This window comes from Bradyrhizobium sp. CCBAU 51765, from assembly GCF_015291725.1.
In the GTDB taxonomy this organism is placed as follows: Bacteria; Pseudomonadota; Alphaproteobacteria; order Rhizobiales; family Xanthobacteraceae; genus Bradyrhizobium; species Bradyrhizobium liaoningense.
Map to the genome: position 1 here is coordinate 892,693 of NZ_CP030038.1, position 15,810 is coordinate 908,502.

Genomic DNA, 15,810 nt, shown 5'->3' on the forward strand with positions numbered 1-15,810 from the left:
ATTAGAGTTTGATATGGCGCGAGACCAGATCGATATGACTCCGCTGCAGTCACGCGACGAACTCGTCGCGTGGTTCGAGGCCGGCTGCAAGGACCCGTCCGAATTCCGCATGGGCACCGAGCACGAGAAGACGCCGTTCACGCTCGAAGGCCACCGTCCGGTGCCGTACGAAGGTGCACGCGGCATCGGCGCGCTGCTCGAAGGCATGAAGCTCCTGCTCGGCTGGGAGCCGATCATGGAGCAGGGCAACATCATCGGCCTCTACGACGTCACCGGTGGCGGCGCGATCTCGCTCGAGCCCGGCGGACAGTTCGAGCTGTCCGGCGCGCCGGTCGAGAACGTGCACCAGACCCAGGGCGAGTTGATGGCGCATCTGGCACAGGTGCGCGAGATCGCGACGCCGCTCGGCATCGGCTTCCTCGGGCTCGGCATGACGCCGTCCTGGTCGCGCGCCGAAATCCCGATGATGCCCAAGGGCCGCTACAAGATCATGACCAATTACATGCCGAAGGTCGGTCAGTACGGCCTCGACATGATGTACCGGACCTGTACCGTGCAGACCAATCTCGACTTCTCCTCCGAAGCCGACATGGTCAAGAAGCTGCGTGTCTCACTCGCACTCCAGCCGGTCGCGACGGCGCTGTTCGCCAATTCGCCGTTCACCGAGGGCAAGCCGAATGGCTTCCTGTCTTTCCGGTCCGAGATCTGGCGCGACACCGACAACGCGCGCGCGGGCATGATGCCGTGGGCCTTCGAGGACGGCATGGGATTCGAGCGCTATGTCGACTACGCACTCGACGTGCCCATGTATTTCGTCAAGCGCGGCGAGGAATACATCGACGTGTCGGGCTCCTCGTTCCGCGCGTTCTTCGAGGGCCGCAACAACAATCTTCCCGGCGAACGTCCGACGCTGTCGGACTGGGCCAACCATCTTTCGACGATCTTCCCGGAAGTGCGGCTCAAGCGCTATCTTGAGATGCGCGGCTCCGACGGCGGTCCGTGGGGCCGCTTGCCGGCGCTGCCGGCGTTCTGGGTCGGGCTGCTCTACGACGACGTTTCGCTCGACGCCGCCTGGGACATGGTGAAGCACTGGACCGCGCATGAGCGTCAGGCCCTGCGGGATGACGTGCCGCGCTTCGGCTTCAAGGCGCGGATCAAGGACCGCTATCTGTTCGAGATCGCCAGGGAGTGCCTCGTTCTGGCACATGCCGGCCTGCGCCGGCGCGGCCGGATCGACCAGCTTGGCCGCGACGAGACCCGACACCTCGAGCCGCTCGATCGCATCATCGATTCCGGCCGGACGCCGGCGGAGGAGATGCTGGAGAAGTTCAACGGTCCCTGGAAGGGCTCGGTGGAACCGGTCTACGCGGAGTATGCGTTCTAGAGCTTGTTTGCGCATGATCTTCTCGGAAAACCGCGTCACACTTTGCGCGAACGCGGTCCTTCGGGTCCGGATCATGCTTTAGGCCAACGATCGGGATTTGAGCCGTTCATCGCCCATACAGGTTTGCGGCGATCAAATGACCGGCCGAAAAAACCTGAGCGTCGTCAATAACTCGAAAGCTGTTCCGATGAGGAAGGGCCGCCTGTCCGGGGCCGTCATGGCCAGCGTCGCGGCATGTGTGACGCTGCTTGCGCTTGCATTTGCGAGCGTGCCGGCGCCTGCCCAGACGGCGTTCGATCGCCCCGGCGGCGACTATTTCAGCACGCCGGTCACGTCGGGCGATCCCGAGGATTGCGCGCTGCTTTGCGAGCGTGATCGCCGCTGCCGCTCCTGGAGCTTCAGCTATCCCGACGTCGAAGGCGGCTCGGCGGTCTGCTGGCTGAAGAACACCGTGCCGCCGCGCGTGCCGGGAAGTTGCTGCATCTCCGGGGTGCGCGGCGCCGGCGTAATCGAGCCGCGCGTCGAGGGCGTGGAGACGTCGATCGACCGCCCGGGTGGTGATTTGCGCAATTTCGAGCTCAAGGACGGCGAAAGCGTAGAGGCCTGCAAGGCCGCCTGCACCGCCGATAACAAATGCCGTGCCTTCACCTATGCCCGCCCCGGCTACACCGGGCGCGAGGCGCGCTGTTTCCTGAAGAAGGAGATCAAGCCGCCGCGCCGCAAGGCCGGATTCACGTCGGGCGTGGTGCGGTGATGCTCGTAATCGTGCCCCGGACGCCATCAGCGCGTTTACGCGCGTCTTCGACGCGCTATGGCGACGCTCCTTCAGCTCTGCGCCGCATCGTTTCACGATGCGTCTTATCCGGGACACGTGGGACTTATGCGTCCGCCGCGATCACCGTGAGCTCGGGCCACAGTGCCTTCCATCGCGCGGCTTTCGCCTCGTAGTTGGCGGCGGAGAAGTTCGGCGCCCGGTTGGGCCTTACGATCAGCCTTGCGACGTCATCGAACCCGTGGGGCGCATAGACGTCGAAATTCCCATCAACGGGTCGGATACCCAGTTGCGTATTCTCGGTGAGGAAACGGTCGATGCCGTCCGTCGAGCGCGTCAGCGGCGGATAGGGCAGGCCATGCTTGCCGGAGTACCACAGATGCACCCGCGCCTGGTTGCGGATCTCGATCTTGGCGCCGAGATGCGCGAGCCGCGCATGCAGCCTGCGGATCACTGCGTCTTCCGCCTCCCACGACGTATCGGGATCGAAGTAGAACACGTCGTAGTCGGCGATGCCGTGACTGATCGGACGGCCGGTGAGCGCGTTCCACACCGTCTGCACCAGGCAACCCGCGACCAGCCAGGCATCCGGCAGCGCCAGACGATGGAGTTCGTCAACGATCGTTGCGTTGACCAGATTGCGCAGGGCGAGAGCGAGAAATTCGTCGCGGGTCATCGGACATCGTAGGGTGGGCAAAGGCGCGCTCTTTGCGCGCCGTGCCCACCATCTCTCCACGTTGCGACAGACGTGGTGGGCACGCTTCCGCTTTGCCCACCCTACGATCTACGTCTCGCTCAATGCACGGCGGTGAAGAACCGGGCAAGCCTGAACCCGGACAGCCAGGTCCACACGGGCTGGCCGCGCATGCCGAGATCCCAGGAGCCGAGCACGGCATCGGCACGGCCGATCAGATTGTCGATCGGCAACAGGCCGACGCCGCCGGCACGCAGCGGCACGCGGCTGTCGGCGGAATTGTCGCGGTTGTCGCCGAGCACGAAGAGATGCCCGGCCGGCACCGTCACTTCGGGCGTGTTGTCGAGCGGGCCGTTGTCGCGCATCTTGAAAATCAGATGCGAGACGCCGTTCGGCAGCGTCTCGACATAGCGATAGGCAGGCTCGCTGCCGCCACGGTCGTCCTCGGCGGCGCCGACGCCGTCGGGCTTCAGCTCGGCGGGACGGTCGTTGATGAAGAGCTGGCCCTGCCGCATCTGGATGCGATCGCCGGGCAGCCCCACGACGCGTTTGACCCAGGCCTGCGAGCGATCGCCGGGCCAGCGGAACACGACGACGTCGCCGAGCTTCGGCGTCTCCGCGAACACCCGGCCGCTCTCGGGCAGGCTGATCTGGATCGGCAGCGACGAGGTGCCGTAGCCATAGGGGAATTTCGAGGCGAGCAGCGCATCGCCGATCAGCAGCGTCGGCTCCATCGAGCCCGACGGCACGTAGAACGGCTCGGCGAGCGCGCCCTTGGCGATGAAGACCGCGGCGACGATGCCGGCGAGCTGCACGAGTTGGCCACCCCAGCCGCTGCTTTTCCGCTTGGGGGTGACAGTCACTTTGTCTTCCACGCTCATGCGCCCGTTCCACCCACGGTGATGCGTTCCATCAGCAGCGATGGCTGGCCGACGCCGACCGGCACGCCCTGACCGTTCTTGCCGCAGGTCCCGATGCCGGTATCGAGCGCAAGGTCGTTGCCGATCATGCGGATGCGATGCAGGTCGGTCGGCCCGTTGCCGATCAGCATGGCGCCCTTCAGCGGCGCGCCGATCTTGCCGTTCTCGATCTTGTAGGCCTCGGTGCACTGGAACACGTACTTGCCCGAGGTGATGTCGACCTGGCCGCCACCGAAATTCGCGGCGAACACGCCGTTCTTGACCGAGGCGAGGATCTCGGCGGGATCGCGGTCGCCCGCGAGCATGTAGGTGTTGGTCATGCGCGGCATCGGCACATGGGCGTAGCCCTGGCGACGGCCGTTGCCGGTCGGCTTCATGTTCATCAGCCGCGCGTTCTGGCGGTCCTGCATGTAGCCGACGAGGATGCCATCCTCGATCAGCACGGTGCGGTTGGTCGGCGTGCCCTCGTCGTCGATCGACAACGAGCCGCGCCGCGAGGCGATGGTGCCGTCGTCGACGACCGTGACGCCCTTGGCCGCGACCTGCTGGCCCATCAGGCCGGCAAAGGCGGAGGTCTTCTTGCGGTTGAAGTCGCCCTCCAGGCCATGGCCGACCGCTTCATGCAGCATCACGCCGGGCCAGCCGGCGCCCAGCACGACGTCCATCTCGCCAGCCGGCGCAGGAATCGATTCCAGATTGACCAGTGCCTCGCGCAGCGCGCCGTCGGCGGCCTCGCGCCAGGATCTGCTCTCGATGAATTCGGCATAGCCGGCACGGCCGCCATAGCCCTTGCTGCCGCTCTCCTGGCGGTCACCCTGGCCGGCGACGACGGAAATGTTCACGCGCACCAGCGGACGGATGTCGCGATAGCTCTCGCCGTCGGGCCGCAGGATCTCGACGACCTGCCAGGTCGCGCCCAGGCTGACGCTGACCTGCCGCACCCGCGGATCCTTGTCGCGCAGGTAAGCGTCGATCTCGGCGAGCAGCTTGACCTTGGTCTCGAAGCCGGGCGCATCGAGTGGATTGTCATCGCCATAGAGTCGCACATTGGTGTGCGGGGGCGGCGCGGCGAAGCTGCCGGAGTAGCCGCCGCGCACGGCGGCGACCGCGTCGGCGGCGCGAATCAGCGCCGGCAGCGACACGTCGGAGGAATGGGCGTAGCCAACCGCATCGTCCTTGACGGCGCGCAGGCCAAAGCCTTGCGAGGTGTCGTAGGTCGCCTGCTTCAGCCGCCCATTGTCGAACATCAGCGCTTCGGTCTGGCTGTATTCCAGGAACAATTCGCCGTCGTCGGCGCCCGAAAGCCCGCGCGCGACCTCGTTGCGAACCTGGTCGCGGTCGAGATTGGCACGGTCGAGCAGGGAGGTTGTTGCAGGGTTGGTCATGCGTTCGTCCATTATCGGGGGCTGTGAGGCAAGATAATGGTTTCGGACCGGTTCCGCGAGGGCGCCAAGTCTCACATTACGGAAACAATAGGATCGCTCGCCGGTGCCCGATCGGCCGCTACGGCAGCTTGTCATAGCCCTCGCCGAGCCCGTTCAGGCTGAGCGGGAAGCCGATGCCTTCTTCGGGCGTCTCGAAGATGATGAAGGTCGCGGTCTTGGCGCTGCGCAGCTGGCCGAGCAGCTTGTCGTCCATCACCACTTCCGCCACGCAGCCGTTGGGCAGGCATCTGACGAAACCGGCGCGGCCGACGTCCTGGTTGTCGAGCTTGAGGCCGAGGCCGGAGGGCAGCAGCACACCCAGCGGCGCCACCACGCGCATCAGGCGGCTCTTCTGGTCGGCGGTTTTCAGCACGATCACGGTCAGGCCGGCATTGGAGCGGTCTTCCGCCACCACGCTCTGGATCAGCGCGCATTGCTCGGTCTGGGCGCCAGGCGGGGTATCGCAGCGGATCTGCCAGTCGCCATGGACGGAGCGCACCGCGCCCTGCGCATGGGCGAGGCCGGGGAGCGCCAGGAGGACGATCGCGGTCAGGAGGGCGGTCAGCGCCGGGAGGCCGCTAGCCGGCTTTGCCATCGATCTCGAAAGCCCCATCGGGTCGGTCCCTCTGCTCGCCTGGGTCGCTCGCGCTTGGCAGGCCAATCTGGCGGACTGATACGGGAATGACGGCGTCTTGAAGGCGATTCCCAAGCAAATTCCGCGCCGCCTCGCGCCGCCGCCGCCGGCACGAATCAGGCTCCTGCGCAGCCATCCGCCAGTGCCTACCGCGGGCAATTTCGCTGTCAAGCCGCGGCATCCCGGGAAACGGTATTTTTGTTTGATGTTGCTAGGAAATATCTTGCCGGTGATGGCTGACAGACCGAGCTCAAGACTGCATTGCGATAGATCAAGAATTATGGTTTGAGAGGCTTGATTTCGCGTTCTAGCGATCTGGCCCCAATTCCTCTTAGAGGTATTCTTGCGTGGCGGTTTGTCGGACTGGCGGATCGAATAAGCGTTTCCCGGAAGCAGGGGAATGCACTTGGGGTGATTTCGTAAGGGGAGCGCGAACGGCATGAGGATGTCGATGGGTCGGGTGGGCCGGCAATTGCTGGGATTGGCCACCATCGCCTTGATGGCGGCTGGCGTCACGCTGGGGACGGGTGGTGCGGCATTCGCCGCCGAGCTCGGGCAGCCGGCGCCGTGGGAGTGGACGCTTCAGCAGTCCGGTTCCCCGGTGATGGACAATATCGTCTGGTTCCACAACTTCCTGTTCGTGCTGATCACCCTGATCACGCTGTTCGTCCTGGCGCTGCTGGTGATCGTGGTCATCAAGTTCAACGCGAGGGCCAATCCGGTGCCGTCGCGGACCACCCACAACACGCTGATCGAGGTGGCCTGGACGCTGATTCCCGTGCTGATCCTGGTCGGCATTTCGGTGCCGTCGTTCCGGCTTCTGTTCCTCGAGCTCGACATTCCGAAGGCGGACCTGACCGTCAAGGCGACGGGCAAGCAGTGGTACTGGTCCTACGCCTATCCCGACAACGGCAAGTTCGAGTTCGACTCGCTGATGGCCCAGGACAAGCAGCCCCGCCTGCTCGGCGTCGACAACGAGATGGTGGTCCCGGTCAACAAGGTGATTCGGGTCCAGACCACGGGCGCGGACGTCATCCACGCCTTCGCGCTGCCGGCTTTCGGCGTCAAGATCGACGCCATTCCGGGCCGGCTGAACGAGACCTGGTTCAAGGCCACCAAGACCGGCATGTATTACGGCCAGTGTTCGGAATTGTGCGGCAAGGATCACGCCTTCATGCCGATTGCCATCCGCGTGGTCGACGACCAGGAGTTCGCCTCCTGGGTCGAGGCGGCCAAGAAGAAATATGCGAGCGGCGGCACCAGCACCTACGCCTCCGCGGCCGGCCCGACGCAGTAAGCGTCGGGTGACGGCTCGGGGGACTGAAAGCGATAAAAGGGCGGGACCTCCAAAGGTCCGAATGGGACGCAAGGCAGGATTTGAAAATGGCAACGAGCGCAGCGGCACACGGCGATCACGCGCAAGACCACGGACATGACGAGCACGCCCATCCGACCGGATGGCGCCGCTACGTCTACTCGACCAACCACAAGGACATCGGCACGATGTACCTCATCTTCGCGGTCATCGCCGGCGTCATCGGCGCCGCGATGTCGATCGCGATCCGTGCCGAGTTGATGTATCCGGGCGTGCAGATATTCCACGAGGCGCACACCTACAATGTGTTCGTGACCTCCCACGGCCTGATCATGATCTTCTTCATGGTCATGCCGGCGATGATCGGCGGCTTCGGCAACTGGTTCGTGCCACTGATGATCGGCGCGCCCGACATGGCGTTCCCGCGCATGAACAACATCTCGTTCTGGCTGCTGCCGGCGTCCTTCGCGCTGCTCCTGATGTCGACCTTCGTCGAGGGCGAGCCGGGCGCCAACGGCGTCGGCGCCGGCTGGACCATGTACGTGCCGCTGTCGAGCTCCGGCCATCCGGGGCCGGCCGTCGACTTCGCGATCCTGTCGCTGCATCTGGCGGGTGCCTCGTCGATCCTCGGTGCCATCAACTTCATCACCACCATCTTCAACATGCGCGCGCCGGGCATGACCCTGCACAAGATGCCGCTGTTCGTGTGGTCGATCCTGGTGACGGTGTTCCTGCTGCTGTTGTCGCTGCCGGTTCTCGCCGGTGCGATCACCATGCTGCTCACCGACCGCAATTTCGGCACGACGTTCTTCGCGCCCGACGGCGGCGGCGACCCCGTGCTGTTCCAGCATCTGTTCTGGTTCTTCGGTCACCCCGAGGTGTACATCCTGATCCTGCCCGGCTTCGGCATGATCAGCCAGATCGTCTCGACCTTCTCGCGCAAGCCCGTGTTCGGCTATCTCGGCATGGCCTACGCCATGGTCGCAATCGGCGGCATCGGCTTCGTGGTGTGGGCGCACCACATGTACACGGTCGGCATGTCCTCGGCGACGCAGGCCTATTTCGTCGCGGCCACGATGGTCATCGCGGTTCCGACCGGCGTGAAGATCTTCTCCTGGATCGCCACGATGTGGGGCGGTTCGATCGAATTCCGCGCCCCGATGATCTGGGCGGTGGGCTTCATCTTCCTGTTCACGATCGGCGGTGTCACCGGCGTCGTGCTGGCGAATGCGGGCGTCGATCGCGTGCTGCAGGACACCTACTACGTCGTCGCGCACTTCCACTACGTGCTGTCGCTCGGTGCGGTGTTCGCGATCTTCGCCGGCTGGTACTACTGGTTCCCGAAGATGTCGGGCTACATGTACAACGAGACTTTGGCCAAGGCGCACTTCTGGGTCACCTTCATCGGCGTCAACATGGTGTTCTTCCCGCAGCACTTCCTCGGGTTGTCGGGCATGCCGCGCCGCTACATCGATTATCCCGACGCCTTCGCGGGCTGGAATCTGATCTCGTCGCTCGGCTCCTATATCTCCGGCTTCGGCGTGCTGATCTTCCTCTACTGCGTGATCGACGCTTTCGCCCGCAAGGTACCGGCGGGCAACAATCCGTGGGGTGCCGGCGCGACCACGCTGGAGTGGACGCTGTCCTCGCCGCCGCCCTTCCACCAGTTCGAAGTGCTGCCCCGCGTGCAGTAAGCAATCTTCCGCGGCGCCCGTGACGGGCGCCGCGGTGCTATAACGAAGCGAGTAGATCTAAGTGTCCGTCCTCGACCAGAACGCCATCGACATCAATCCCCGCATCTCCGAAGCGGAGGTCGGCGATTACATCGCGCTGCTCAAGCCCCGGGTGATGTCGCTGGTCATCTTCACCGCCCTGGTCGGGATGGCGATGGCGCCCGGGCATTTCCACCCCGTGCTGGCGATCACTTCGCTGCTCTGCATCGCGGTCGGTGCCGGTGCCTCCGGGGCGCTCAACATGGCGCTCGAAGGCGATATCGACTCCAAGATGTCGCGCACTGCGAACCGGCCGCTCCCGCGCGGCCGAATCACCCGTCCCGAAGCCATGGCGTTCGGAATGACGCTCGCCTTCTTCTCGGTGATGACGCTCGGCATCCTCGTCAACTGGATCGCCGGCGCGCTGCTTGCCTTCACCATCTTCTTCTACGTCGTGATCTATACGATGTGCCTCAAGCGCTGGACCGCGCAGAACATCGTGATCGGCGGCGCCGCCGGCGCGCTGCCACCGGTGGTGGCCTGGGCTGCGGTAACGGGCACGGTCGACGTCGAGCCGCTGCTGCTGTTCGCCATCATCTTCTTCTGGACCCCGCCGCATTTCTGGGCGCTGGCGCTGTTCCGCTCCGACGACTACGCGCGCGCCGGCATTCCGATGCTGCCCAACGTCGCCGGCCCCGACGCGACCCGTCTCCAGATCCTGCTCTACACCATCGTGCTGATCGCGGTCGCCGCGGCGCCCTGGGCGCTCGGCTATTTCGACGCCTTCTACGGCATCGTCTCGCTGATCCTGGGCGCCGGCATGCTGGTGCTCGCGATCAACGTCTATATGCGCCGCGAACGCAGCCAGTCGCTGCGCGCGACCCGCAAGCTGTTTGCCTTCTCGATCCTGTATCTGTTCGCGCTGTTCGCGACCCTGCTGGCCGAGGTCGTGTACCGGGCGCTTGCTCCGATGGTTGGGGGCGCATGAGGCAGGAATGGCTGACAAACCCGAGCCAGATGGAATCGTCCTCACCGAGGCGCAGCGGAAGAGCCGTCGTCAGCGTTCGATCGCAATCGCGCTCGCGCTCGGTGTGCTCGTGGTGCTGTTCTTCGCCGTCACCATGGTCAAGGGACCGGCAGTGCTCGTGCGGCCGATGTAGGTAAGATGGATCACGAGCCGACCATATCGCGGGATCAGAACCGGACGGATACGAAGCGCCGTCTCGGTGGCCTTGGTTTCAGTGGCCTCGGCCGCGACGCGCTGGTCGCCTCGATCTGCGGCGGCGTGGTCGCGCTGATGGTCGGTGCGTCCTACGCGGCGGTGCCGTTCTACAACTGGTTCTGCCGTGCCACGGGCTTCAACGGCACGACGCAGGTCGCGACCTCTGCGCCGGCCACCGGCCCGATCGCGCGGAGGATATCGGTGCGCTTCGATTCCAACGTCGCGCCCGGCCTGCCCTGGAAGTTCGAGCCGGAGCAGAGCGAGATCGAGGTCAATATCGGCCAGGTCGTGACCGTCTTCTACACCGTGACGAACCAGGCCGCGCGCACCACCGCGGGCCAGGCCGCCTACAACGTCGCGCCGCTGACGGTCGGCTCCTATTTCCAGAAGATCAACTGCTTCTGCTTTACCGAGCAGACCATGGCGCCCGGCGAGAAGCGCGAGATGCCGGTCGTGTTCTACGTCGATCCCTCGATCGTCGACGACCACGAGAATGACAGGCTGAGCTCGATCACGCTGTCCTACACGTTCTATCCGGTGCGCGACCCCGTGGTGAAGCCGCTCGCCGCCAGCGAGGACGACAAACGCAAGGGAAATCTTTGACCGCCGGGCTCACGGTCAGGCGGTTGGAAACAAGGGGATAAGTGCCTGACAGGCACGGGATTGAGGAGAGAGACGGAATGGCTACGGCGCACACCAAGCATCACGACTATCACCTGGTCGATCCCTCTCCCTGGCCGGCCGTCGGCTCGCTCTCGGCCTTCATCATGGCGGTCGGCGCGATCGCCTGGATGCACCACATGTTCTCCGCCGCGCCGATCGTGTTCGGCGTCGGCACCGTGGGCGTGCTCTACACCATGGCGAGCTGGTGGGGCGATGTGATCAAGGAAGCCCAGTACAAGGGCGACCACACCCGCGTCGTGCAGCTGCACCACCGTTACGGCATGATCCTGTTCATCGCCTCGGAGGTGATGTTCTTCGTCGCCTGGTTCTGGGCCTATTTCAATGCCGCGCTGTTTCCGGCCGACGCCGTCCATGCGACGCGCGATGCAGTGTTCGGCTGCGGTCTCGGCACGCAGCCCGGCGCCTGCTCGGTCCCCGGCACCTGGCCTCCGAAGGGCATCGAGACTTTCGATCCCTGGCATCTGCCGCTCCTGAACACGCTGATCCTGCTCACCTCCGGCACCACCGTGACCTGGGCGCACCATGCGCTGCTCGAGAACGATCGCCAGGGCCTGAAATACGGCCTGATTCTCACCGTCGTGCTCGGCGCGCTCTTCACCTGCGTGCAGGCCTATGAGTACAGCCACGCGGCGTTCTCCTTCGCCGGCAACGTCTATGGCGCGACCTTCTTCATGGCGACCGGCTTCCACGGCTTCCATGTGCTGGTCGGCACCATCTTCCTGCTGGTCTGCCTGTTCCGCGCCTATGCCGGCCATTTCACGCCGAAGCAGCATCTCGGCTTCGAGTTCGCCGCCTGGTACTGGCACTTCGTCGACGTGGTCTGGCTGTTCCTGTTCCTCTGCATTTACGTCTGGGGACGCGGCGCCGCGACCATGGCCCACGCCGCGCACTAAGTTGCATCGAACCGATCAGAAAGGGCGGCCCCAGGGCCGCCCTTTCGCTTGCCGGCCGCCGAACGTTCGGCGGAAACTGTGATAGGGTCCGCCATCATGAACGACACCGCCGGCCCACCGCAGCCCGAAACCACCGTCCTGCAAAGCGCGATGCGCGGGCTCGCCTGCAAATGCCCGCGCTGCGGCCAGGGCAAGCTCTATGCGGGCTTCCTGACGCTTGCGCCCGCGTGCGACCGCTGCGGCCTCGACTATGCCTTCATCGATACCGGCGATGGCCCGGCGATCTTCATCATCATGCTCGCCGGCGCCATCGTGGTCGGCTGCGCGCTGGTCGTCGAGGTCAAGTACCAGCCGCCATACTGGTTGCATGCCGTGCTCTGGCTGCCGCTGATCCTCGCCACCACGCTGTTGCCGCTACGCTCGATGAAGTCGTTGCTGATCGCGCTGCAATTCCACCACAAGGCGGCGCCCGGCCGTTTGGTCGATCGCGCGAAATGAACGAGCCTGCGCGCAAGGCCCGCGTGACCGGCTTCGCGCTGTTCACGCTGTTCCTGACGGCTGCGTTCGTCGCGCTCGGTGTCTGGCAGCTGCAGCGCCGGACCGCCAAGCACGAGCTGATCGCGGCGCTCACCGAGCGGCTCGCGGCGGCGCCCGTGGCGCTGCCGCCGTCTGCGCAATGGGCCGCGCTCAATCCTGCCAGCGACGAATTCCGCCGCGTCAGCTTCACCGCCACCTACGCGGCCCTGCCCGATGCGATGGTCTATTCCTCCGGCTCCGCGGTGCGCAAGGACGCCTCCGGCCCCGGCACCTGGGCGTTTCTGCCGGCGCGGCTACCCACGGGCGAGACGGTCGTGATCGATGCGGGCTTCGTCGCGAACACGATGCAGGATCGCGGCGTCGAGGACCGCGCGGTGAAGAAGCTCGTCACGGGCCAACCGGTGGCGCTCACCGGCTATCTGCGCTTTCCCGAGGCGCCCGGCTGGCTGACGCCGGCGGAGAATCGCGACAAGCGGCTCTGGTTCGTGCGTGATCACCTGGGAATCGCAAGTGCGCTCGGCTGGGGTACGGTCGCGCCGTTCTACATCGATCTCGAGCATCCCGCGCCCGCGAATGGCATTCCGCGCCCGGGACCGCTCGACGTGAATCTGAAGGACGATCACCTGCAATATGCGGTGACCTGGTTCACGCTGGCCGGCGCCGTTTTGATCGCCTTCGCCGTATGGGCAAGAGGCCGGCGGCAGAGCTGAGCTTGTTCGGAACCATCTTGAGGGAACCCGGTATCGCCCGGGGTTTATTGTTCAGCGCATATTCACGAGTGTGGTCCTAAGCCGCCGGTTCTTTCCGCGGCAGACAGGATTGCGGCGTGAGCGATTTCGACCAGATGGGAATTATCGTCGATTGGGTGGACGCCTGCCGGAAGGGCGACCTCACGGCGCTGCTCGACCTCTATGCCGACGACGCCCAGCTCGAATGCATGTGCAACGGCACGCAGCGATATCAGGGACGGAGCGAGCTCGAAGCCTATTGGCAGCCGCGGCTCAGCGCCTTCTCGTCGGCAGGTTTCGGGCTGGAGGAAATCCATCCGACGCCCCACGGCGTCGATCTCGAATATTCCGTCGCCGGCGCGCTGCGCATTCAAGCTTCGTTTCGTTTCAACCCGGAAGGCAAGATCCGCAGCACGGTATGCGAGCCCGCGCGCCAGAACGCGCATGGCGGCTGCGTATGCTAGTCTAGCCTGCTGACGGCGCGTCCCGCGTCGTTTCGACAGGAAGACGGCAGCGGACGTAAGTTCGCTCATCCACGCGCAACAGGGACAGCGATCCGCTGAGCGCGCGCACGCGCTCATGCATGCCGGTCAAGCCCCGGCCGAAGACGTTGCCCGCAGGAAAACCGCCGCCGTCGTCAGAGATCTCGATCGCGAGTGTCTCGCCGGCGACGGTCGCCCTTACATGGGCGTTGCTGGCGTTGGCATGGCGCAGCACGTTGGTCAGTGCCTCCTGGATCAGCCGATACACGGTTTGGGCCGCTGGCCCGTCGATCACGTTCAGATCGCCGTCGATCGTGTCGGTCAGGATGATGTGCGATGCCTGATTGCGAAAGGTCCGGAGCAGCGTATGCACGCTGGCCGAAAGGCCGAGTTCCTCGATATAGAGCGGCCGCAGCCGGTCGAGGATACGGCGATTGGTCTGCTGGAGCGCCTCGACCGATTGCAGTAGGCTCTGTGCGGAATTGCCGAAGTTTCCCGCCGGCGGCACAGCCTCGACCAGCGCGATCGTACCGGCGCGGATGCTGAACAGGAGCGGTCCGAGTTCGTCGTGCAGTTCGCGGGCGAGATCGCGCCGCTCGTCGTCCTGGAGCGACACCAGCCGGTGCATCAGATCGCGATTGTCCTGGCTCAGTTGCGCCAGCGTTGCAGCCAGCGCATTCGCCTCTTCGCAGCCTTGCCGGATTTCCGGCGGACCCCGGACCGGAATCGGCCTGGCGTAATCGCCCCGTCGTATCCGCGTGAGACCTTGGCCGAGATCTTGCAAAGGACGCAGGACGGATCCCGCCAAGACATAGGCGATCGTGCCGGTAAGAACCATCAGCACGGCGACCAGGCTGGTGAGCGCGAGAAAGCCGATCCATTTCTCGAACAGATCGGCCGACATGTCCTGCAGGAATACGATATCGCCGATGCGTCTGCCGTCGATCGTCACCGGGGATGCCGCATCCATGTCGGGGGTGGCGAGAAGGTCGATGAACCATTGCGGCACGCCATGCGGCTTGTGCAGGCCGTCCTTCGGTGACGGCGCGGGACCCGCATCCAAGGCGCGGAATTGGATATCGGAGGAGGTGTCCAAGGAATGGACAAAGGCCTCGAGCGTCCGCCGTGGATCGTCCGATGTGCGCAGCGTGTCGTTGAGCGCGGCGGCGATGGCCTCTGTCGAACGTCGTCTGGGCTCGTTCTCCGCTGCCAGTTGGTCCGCTGCGAATATATGGAGCAGCACGCCCGCCAGGATCAGCGCCGCCAGAAAGCTGGCGCCGAGCGGAAGAAACAGTTGCGTCCTGAACGAAAGTCGTTGCCACATTAGGCCAATTCTAACGCGCATCGGCGGGATTTACCCTTTCCATTTATTCCCGCCGGTCTATGAGTCGAAAAACAAGAGAGTGCGCGATGCAAGATACCGCCAAGCTGGCGACCAGGGTCCTGATCGTCGACGACCATCCGGTAGTGCTGTCCGGTTGCCGCACCCTGTTCGCGTCCGACCATTCAATTCGCATTGACGAGGCGAGCGACGCCAAATCCGGGCATCGCGCCTATGTCAGCAAGCGGCCCGACGTCACCGTGATCGACATCAGCCTGCCCGATGTCTCCGGCTTCGAGCTGATGCGACGCATCCGCAAGGACGATCCCGACGCCAAGATCATCATGTTCAGCATGAACGACGATCCGGCCTTTGTGGTGCGGGCCGTCGAGCTTGGAGCGCAGGGCTATGTCTCCAAGGGCGACGATCCAAGGATGCTGCTCAAAGCGGTGCGCAAGGTGGTCGCGGGAGACAATTTCATCTCGCCGCAGCTTGCGGAAGCCGTGACGTTTTCCGGTGCGGCGATCAAAGCCAATCCGGCCTCGCAGATGACGCCGCGGGAGCTTGAGATTCTGCGCCTGCTTGGACGCGGCGACAAGATCGTCGAGGTCGCCGAGGCGCTCGGCATCTCTTACAAAACCGTGGCCAACACCACATCCCTGCTCAAGCAGAAGCTGGGCGCCAAGAACCACTCCGACCTGATCCGGATCGCAGTGGAAATCGGGATGAACTGACCTTCCGCCAGAGACCGAACCGGCTGCTCCAGGATGCAGCGGTTCGGTCGACGGATCGACGCCGCCGTTGGCCGGGCAATGCATGGACAACGGGCCGACACCCATCCGCGGACACAATGGGCTGAGGCTGCATTCGTTCCTGCAGCGGACAATCATTCGGGAAAAAGTCGCAGTTGGAAATAGACCCCGGCTGTACCGCGTCAGTCGGCGCCCGAAGCGTGGCGGGAAAAATAGGAACATTCTTCGGCCGGCACGGTTTTGGCCCTTGACGATTTCGTGACAGCCGACGAAAGCTTGCCAGAACAGTTTTGACGGGCGGTGGCCCCGACGAAGCAAACCGGTCTGCACACAACG

17 protein-coding genes are annotated in these 15,810 nt (G+C 64.6%); 12 read left to right on the forward strand and 5 right to left on the reverse strand.

Annotated elements, in window-relative coordinates; translation table 11 throughout:
* Window positions 1–13 precede the first annotated feature (13 nt).
* Both XH96_RS04120 and XH96_RS04125 read left to right on the forward strand, forming a co-directional pair.
* Window positions 14–1,384, forward strand: coding sequence for a glutamate--cysteine ligase (locus XH96_RS04120; protein WP_194391177.1), 1,371 nt, complete (start codon window positions 14–16; stop codon window positions 1,382–1,384).
* Window positions 1,385–1,571: 187 nt separating this feature from the next.
* Window positions 1,572–2,138 (forward strand): PAN domain-containing protein, encoded by a 567-nt coding sequence (locus XH96_RS04125; RefSeq protein ID WP_194391178.1) that lies wholly within the window; start codon window positions 1,572–1,574, stop codon window positions 2,136–2,138.
* A 124-nt stretch (window positions 2,139–2,262) separates the two neighbouring features.
* Here XH96_RS04125 and XH96_RS04130 read toward each other — a convergent pair whose 3' ends face one another.
* From XH96_RS04130 to XH96_RS04145, 4 genes are all read right to left on the reverse strand, one after another.
* Window positions 2,263–2,832, reverse strand: coding sequence for a nucleotidyltransferase family protein (locus tag XH96_RS04130; RefSeq protein WP_194391179.1), 570 nt, complete (start codon window positions 2,830–2,832; stop codon window positions 2,263–2,265).
* A 119-nt stretch (window positions 2,833–2,951) separates the two neighbouring features.
* Window positions 2,952–3,731, reverse strand: coding sequence for a signal peptidase I (gene lepB, locus XH96_RS04135; protein ID WP_061882496.1), 780 nt, complete (start codon window positions 3,729–3,731; stop codon window positions 2,952–2,954).
* Entirely contained in the window at window positions 3,728–5,155 is a 1,428-nt protein-coding gene (tldD, locus tag XH96_RS04140) for a metalloprotease TldD (RefSeq protein ID WP_194391180.1), read from the reverse strand. Before tldD ends, lepB begins: the two co-directional genes overlap by 4 nt.
* A gap of 118 nt (window positions 5,156–5,273) precedes the next feature.
* The gene (locus XH96_RS04145) at window positions 5,274–5,807 is read right to left on the reverse strand and encodes an invasion associated locus B family protein (RefSeq protein WP_028179828.1); all 534 of its coding nucleotides are present in this window, start codon (window positions 5,805–5,807) and stop codon (window positions 5,274–5,276) included.
* 460 nt (window positions 5,808–6,267) lie between these two features.
* Between XH96_RS04145 and coxB the strand changes: the two genes are divergently transcribed.
* The 9 genes from coxB (at window position 6,268) to XH96_RS04190 (ending at window position 13,383) form a co-directional block, all read left to right on the forward strand.
* Window positions 6,268–7,125 (forward strand): cytochrome c oxidase subunit II, encoded by an 858-nt coding sequence (gene coxB / locus XH96_RS04150; RefSeq protein ID WP_194391181.1) that lies wholly within the window; start codon window positions 6,268–6,270, stop codon window positions 7,123–7,125.
* Window positions 7,126–7,211: 86 nt separating this feature from the next.
* On the forward strand, window positions 7,212–8,837 hold the full coding sequence (gene ctaD / locus XH96_RS04155) for a cytochrome c oxidase subunit I (protein WP_194391182.1): 1,626 nt from the start codon (window positions 7,212–7,214) through the stop codon (window positions 8,835–8,837).
* Window positions 8,838–8,898: 61 nt separating this feature from the next.
* Window positions 8,899–9,843: a heme o synthase gene (locus XH96_RS04160; protein WP_194391183.1), complete on the forward strand. Its 945-nt coding sequence runs from the start codon at window positions 8,899–8,901 to the stop codon at window positions 9,841–9,843.
* Between the two features lie 7 nt (window positions 9,844–9,850).
* Complete coding sequence (locus XH96_RS04165) at window positions 9,851–10,015, forward strand: hypothetical protein (protein ID WP_060737279.1); 165 nt, start codon at window positions 9,851–9,853, stop codon at window positions 10,013–10,015.
* Between the two features lie 5 nt (window positions 10,016–10,020).
* Window positions 10,021–10,680, forward strand: a complete 660-nt coding sequence (locus XH96_RS04170; protein WP_194391184.1) for a cytochrome c oxidase assembly protein — start codon at window positions 10,021–10,023, stop codon at window positions 10,678–10,680.
* Window positions 10,681–10,757: 77 nt separating this feature from the next.
* Window positions 10,758–11,654 (forward strand): cytochrome c oxidase subunit 3, encoded by an 897-nt coding sequence (locus XH96_RS04175; protein WP_194391185.1) that lies wholly within the window; start codon window positions 10,758–10,760, stop codon window positions 11,652–11,654.
* A gap of 96 nt (window positions 11,655–11,750) precedes the next feature.
* Entirely contained in the window at window positions 11,751–12,152 is a 402-nt protein-coding gene (locus XH96_RS04180) for a DUF983 domain-containing protein (protein ID WP_194391186.1), read from the forward strand.
* Window positions 12,149–12,901, forward strand: a complete 753-nt coding sequence (locus XH96_RS04185) for an SURF1 family protein (RefSeq protein WP_194391187.1) — start codon at window positions 12,149–12,151, stop codon at window positions 12,899–12,901. Before XH96_RS04180 ends, XH96_RS04185 begins: the two co-directional genes overlap by 4 nt.
* A 116-nt stretch (window positions 12,902–13,017) precedes the next feature.
* A complete protein-coding gene (locus XH96_RS04190; RefSeq protein WP_194391188.1) occupies window positions 13,018–13,383 on the forward strand; it encodes a nuclear transport factor 2 family protein in 366 nt (121 codons plus the stop codon).
* 1 nt (window position 13,384) lies between these two features.
* Here XH96_RS04190 and XH96_RS04195 read toward each other — a convergent pair whose 3' ends face one another.
* A complete protein-coding gene (locus XH96_RS04195) occupies window positions 13,385–14,725 on the reverse strand; it encodes a histidine kinase (protein ID WP_194391189.1) in 1,341 nt (446 codons plus the stop codon).
* An 86-nt stretch (window positions 14,726–14,811) separates the two neighbouring features.
* Between XH96_RS04195 and XH96_RS04200 the strand changes: the two genes are divergently transcribed.
* Entirely contained in the window at window positions 14,812–15,456 is a 645-nt protein-coding gene (locus XH96_RS04200; protein ID WP_124161277.1) for a response regulator transcription factor, read from the forward strand.
* Window positions 15,457–15,810 lie beyond the last annotated feature (354 nt).

What these genes read in the sequence shown, in the direction of transcription:
- XH96_RS04120 (WP_194391177.1), top strand. Translation starts at nt 14, where the DNA reads ATGGCGCGAGACCAGATCGATATGACTCCGCTGCAGTCACGCGACGAA.
- XH96_RS04125 (WP_194391178.1), top strand. Translation starts at nt 1,572, where the DNA reads ATGAGGAAGGGCCGCCTGTCCGGGGCCGTCATGGCCAGCGTCGCGGCA.
- XH96_RS04130 (WP_194391179.1), bottom strand. Translation starts at nt 2,832, where the DNA reads ATGACCCGCGACGAATTTCTCGCTCTCGCCCTGCGCAATCTGGTCAAC.
- lepB (WP_061882496.1), bottom strand. Translation starts at nt 3,731, where the DNA reads ATGAGCGTGGAAGACAAAGTGACTGTCACCCCCAAGCGGAAAAGCAGC.
- tldD (WP_194391180.1), bottom strand. Translation starts at nt 5,155, where the DNA reads ATGACCAACCCTGCAACAACCTCCCTGCTCGACCGTGCCAATCTCGAC.
- XH96_RS04145 (WP_028179828.1), bottom strand. Translation starts at nt 5,807, where the DNA reads ATGGGGCTTTCGAGATCGATGGCAAAGCCGGCTAGCGGCCTCCCGGCG.
- coxB (WP_194391181.1), top strand. Translation starts at nt 6,268, where the DNA reads ATGAGGATGTCGATGGGTCGGGTGGGCCGGCAATTGCTGGGATTGGCC.
- ctaD (WP_194391182.1), top strand. Translation starts at nt 7,212, where the DNA reads ATGGCAACGAGCGCAGCGGCACACGGCGATCACGCGCAAGACCACGGA.
- XH96_RS04165 (WP_060737279.1), top strand. Translation starts at nt 9,851, where the DNA reads ATGGCTGACAAACCCGAGCCAGATGGAATCGTCCTCACCGAGGCGCAG.
- XH96_RS04170 (WP_194391184.1), top strand. Translation starts at nt 10,021, where the DNA reads ATGGATCACGAGCCGACCATATCGCGGGATCAGAACCGGACGGATACG.
- XH96_RS04175 (WP_194391185.1), top strand. Translation starts at nt 10,758, where the DNA reads ATGGCTACGGCGCACACCAAGCATCACGACTATCACCTGGTCGATCCC.
- XH96_RS04180 (WP_194391186.1), top strand. Translation starts at nt 11,751, where the DNA reads ATGAACGACACCGCCGGCCCACCGCAGCCCGAAACCACCGTCCTGCAA.
- XH96_RS04185 (WP_194391187.1), top strand. Translation starts at nt 12,149, where the DNA reads ATGAACGAGCCTGCGCGCAAGGCCCGCGTGACCGGCTTCGCGCTGTTC.
- XH96_RS04195 (WP_194391189.1), bottom strand. Translation starts at nt 14,725, where the DNA reads ATGTGGCAACGACTTTCGTTCAGGACGCAACTGTTTCTTCCGCTCGGC.
- XH96_RS04200 (WP_124161277.1), top strand. Translation starts at nt 14,812, where the DNA reads ATGCAAGATACCGCCAAGCTGGCGACCAGGGTCCTGATCGTCGACGAC.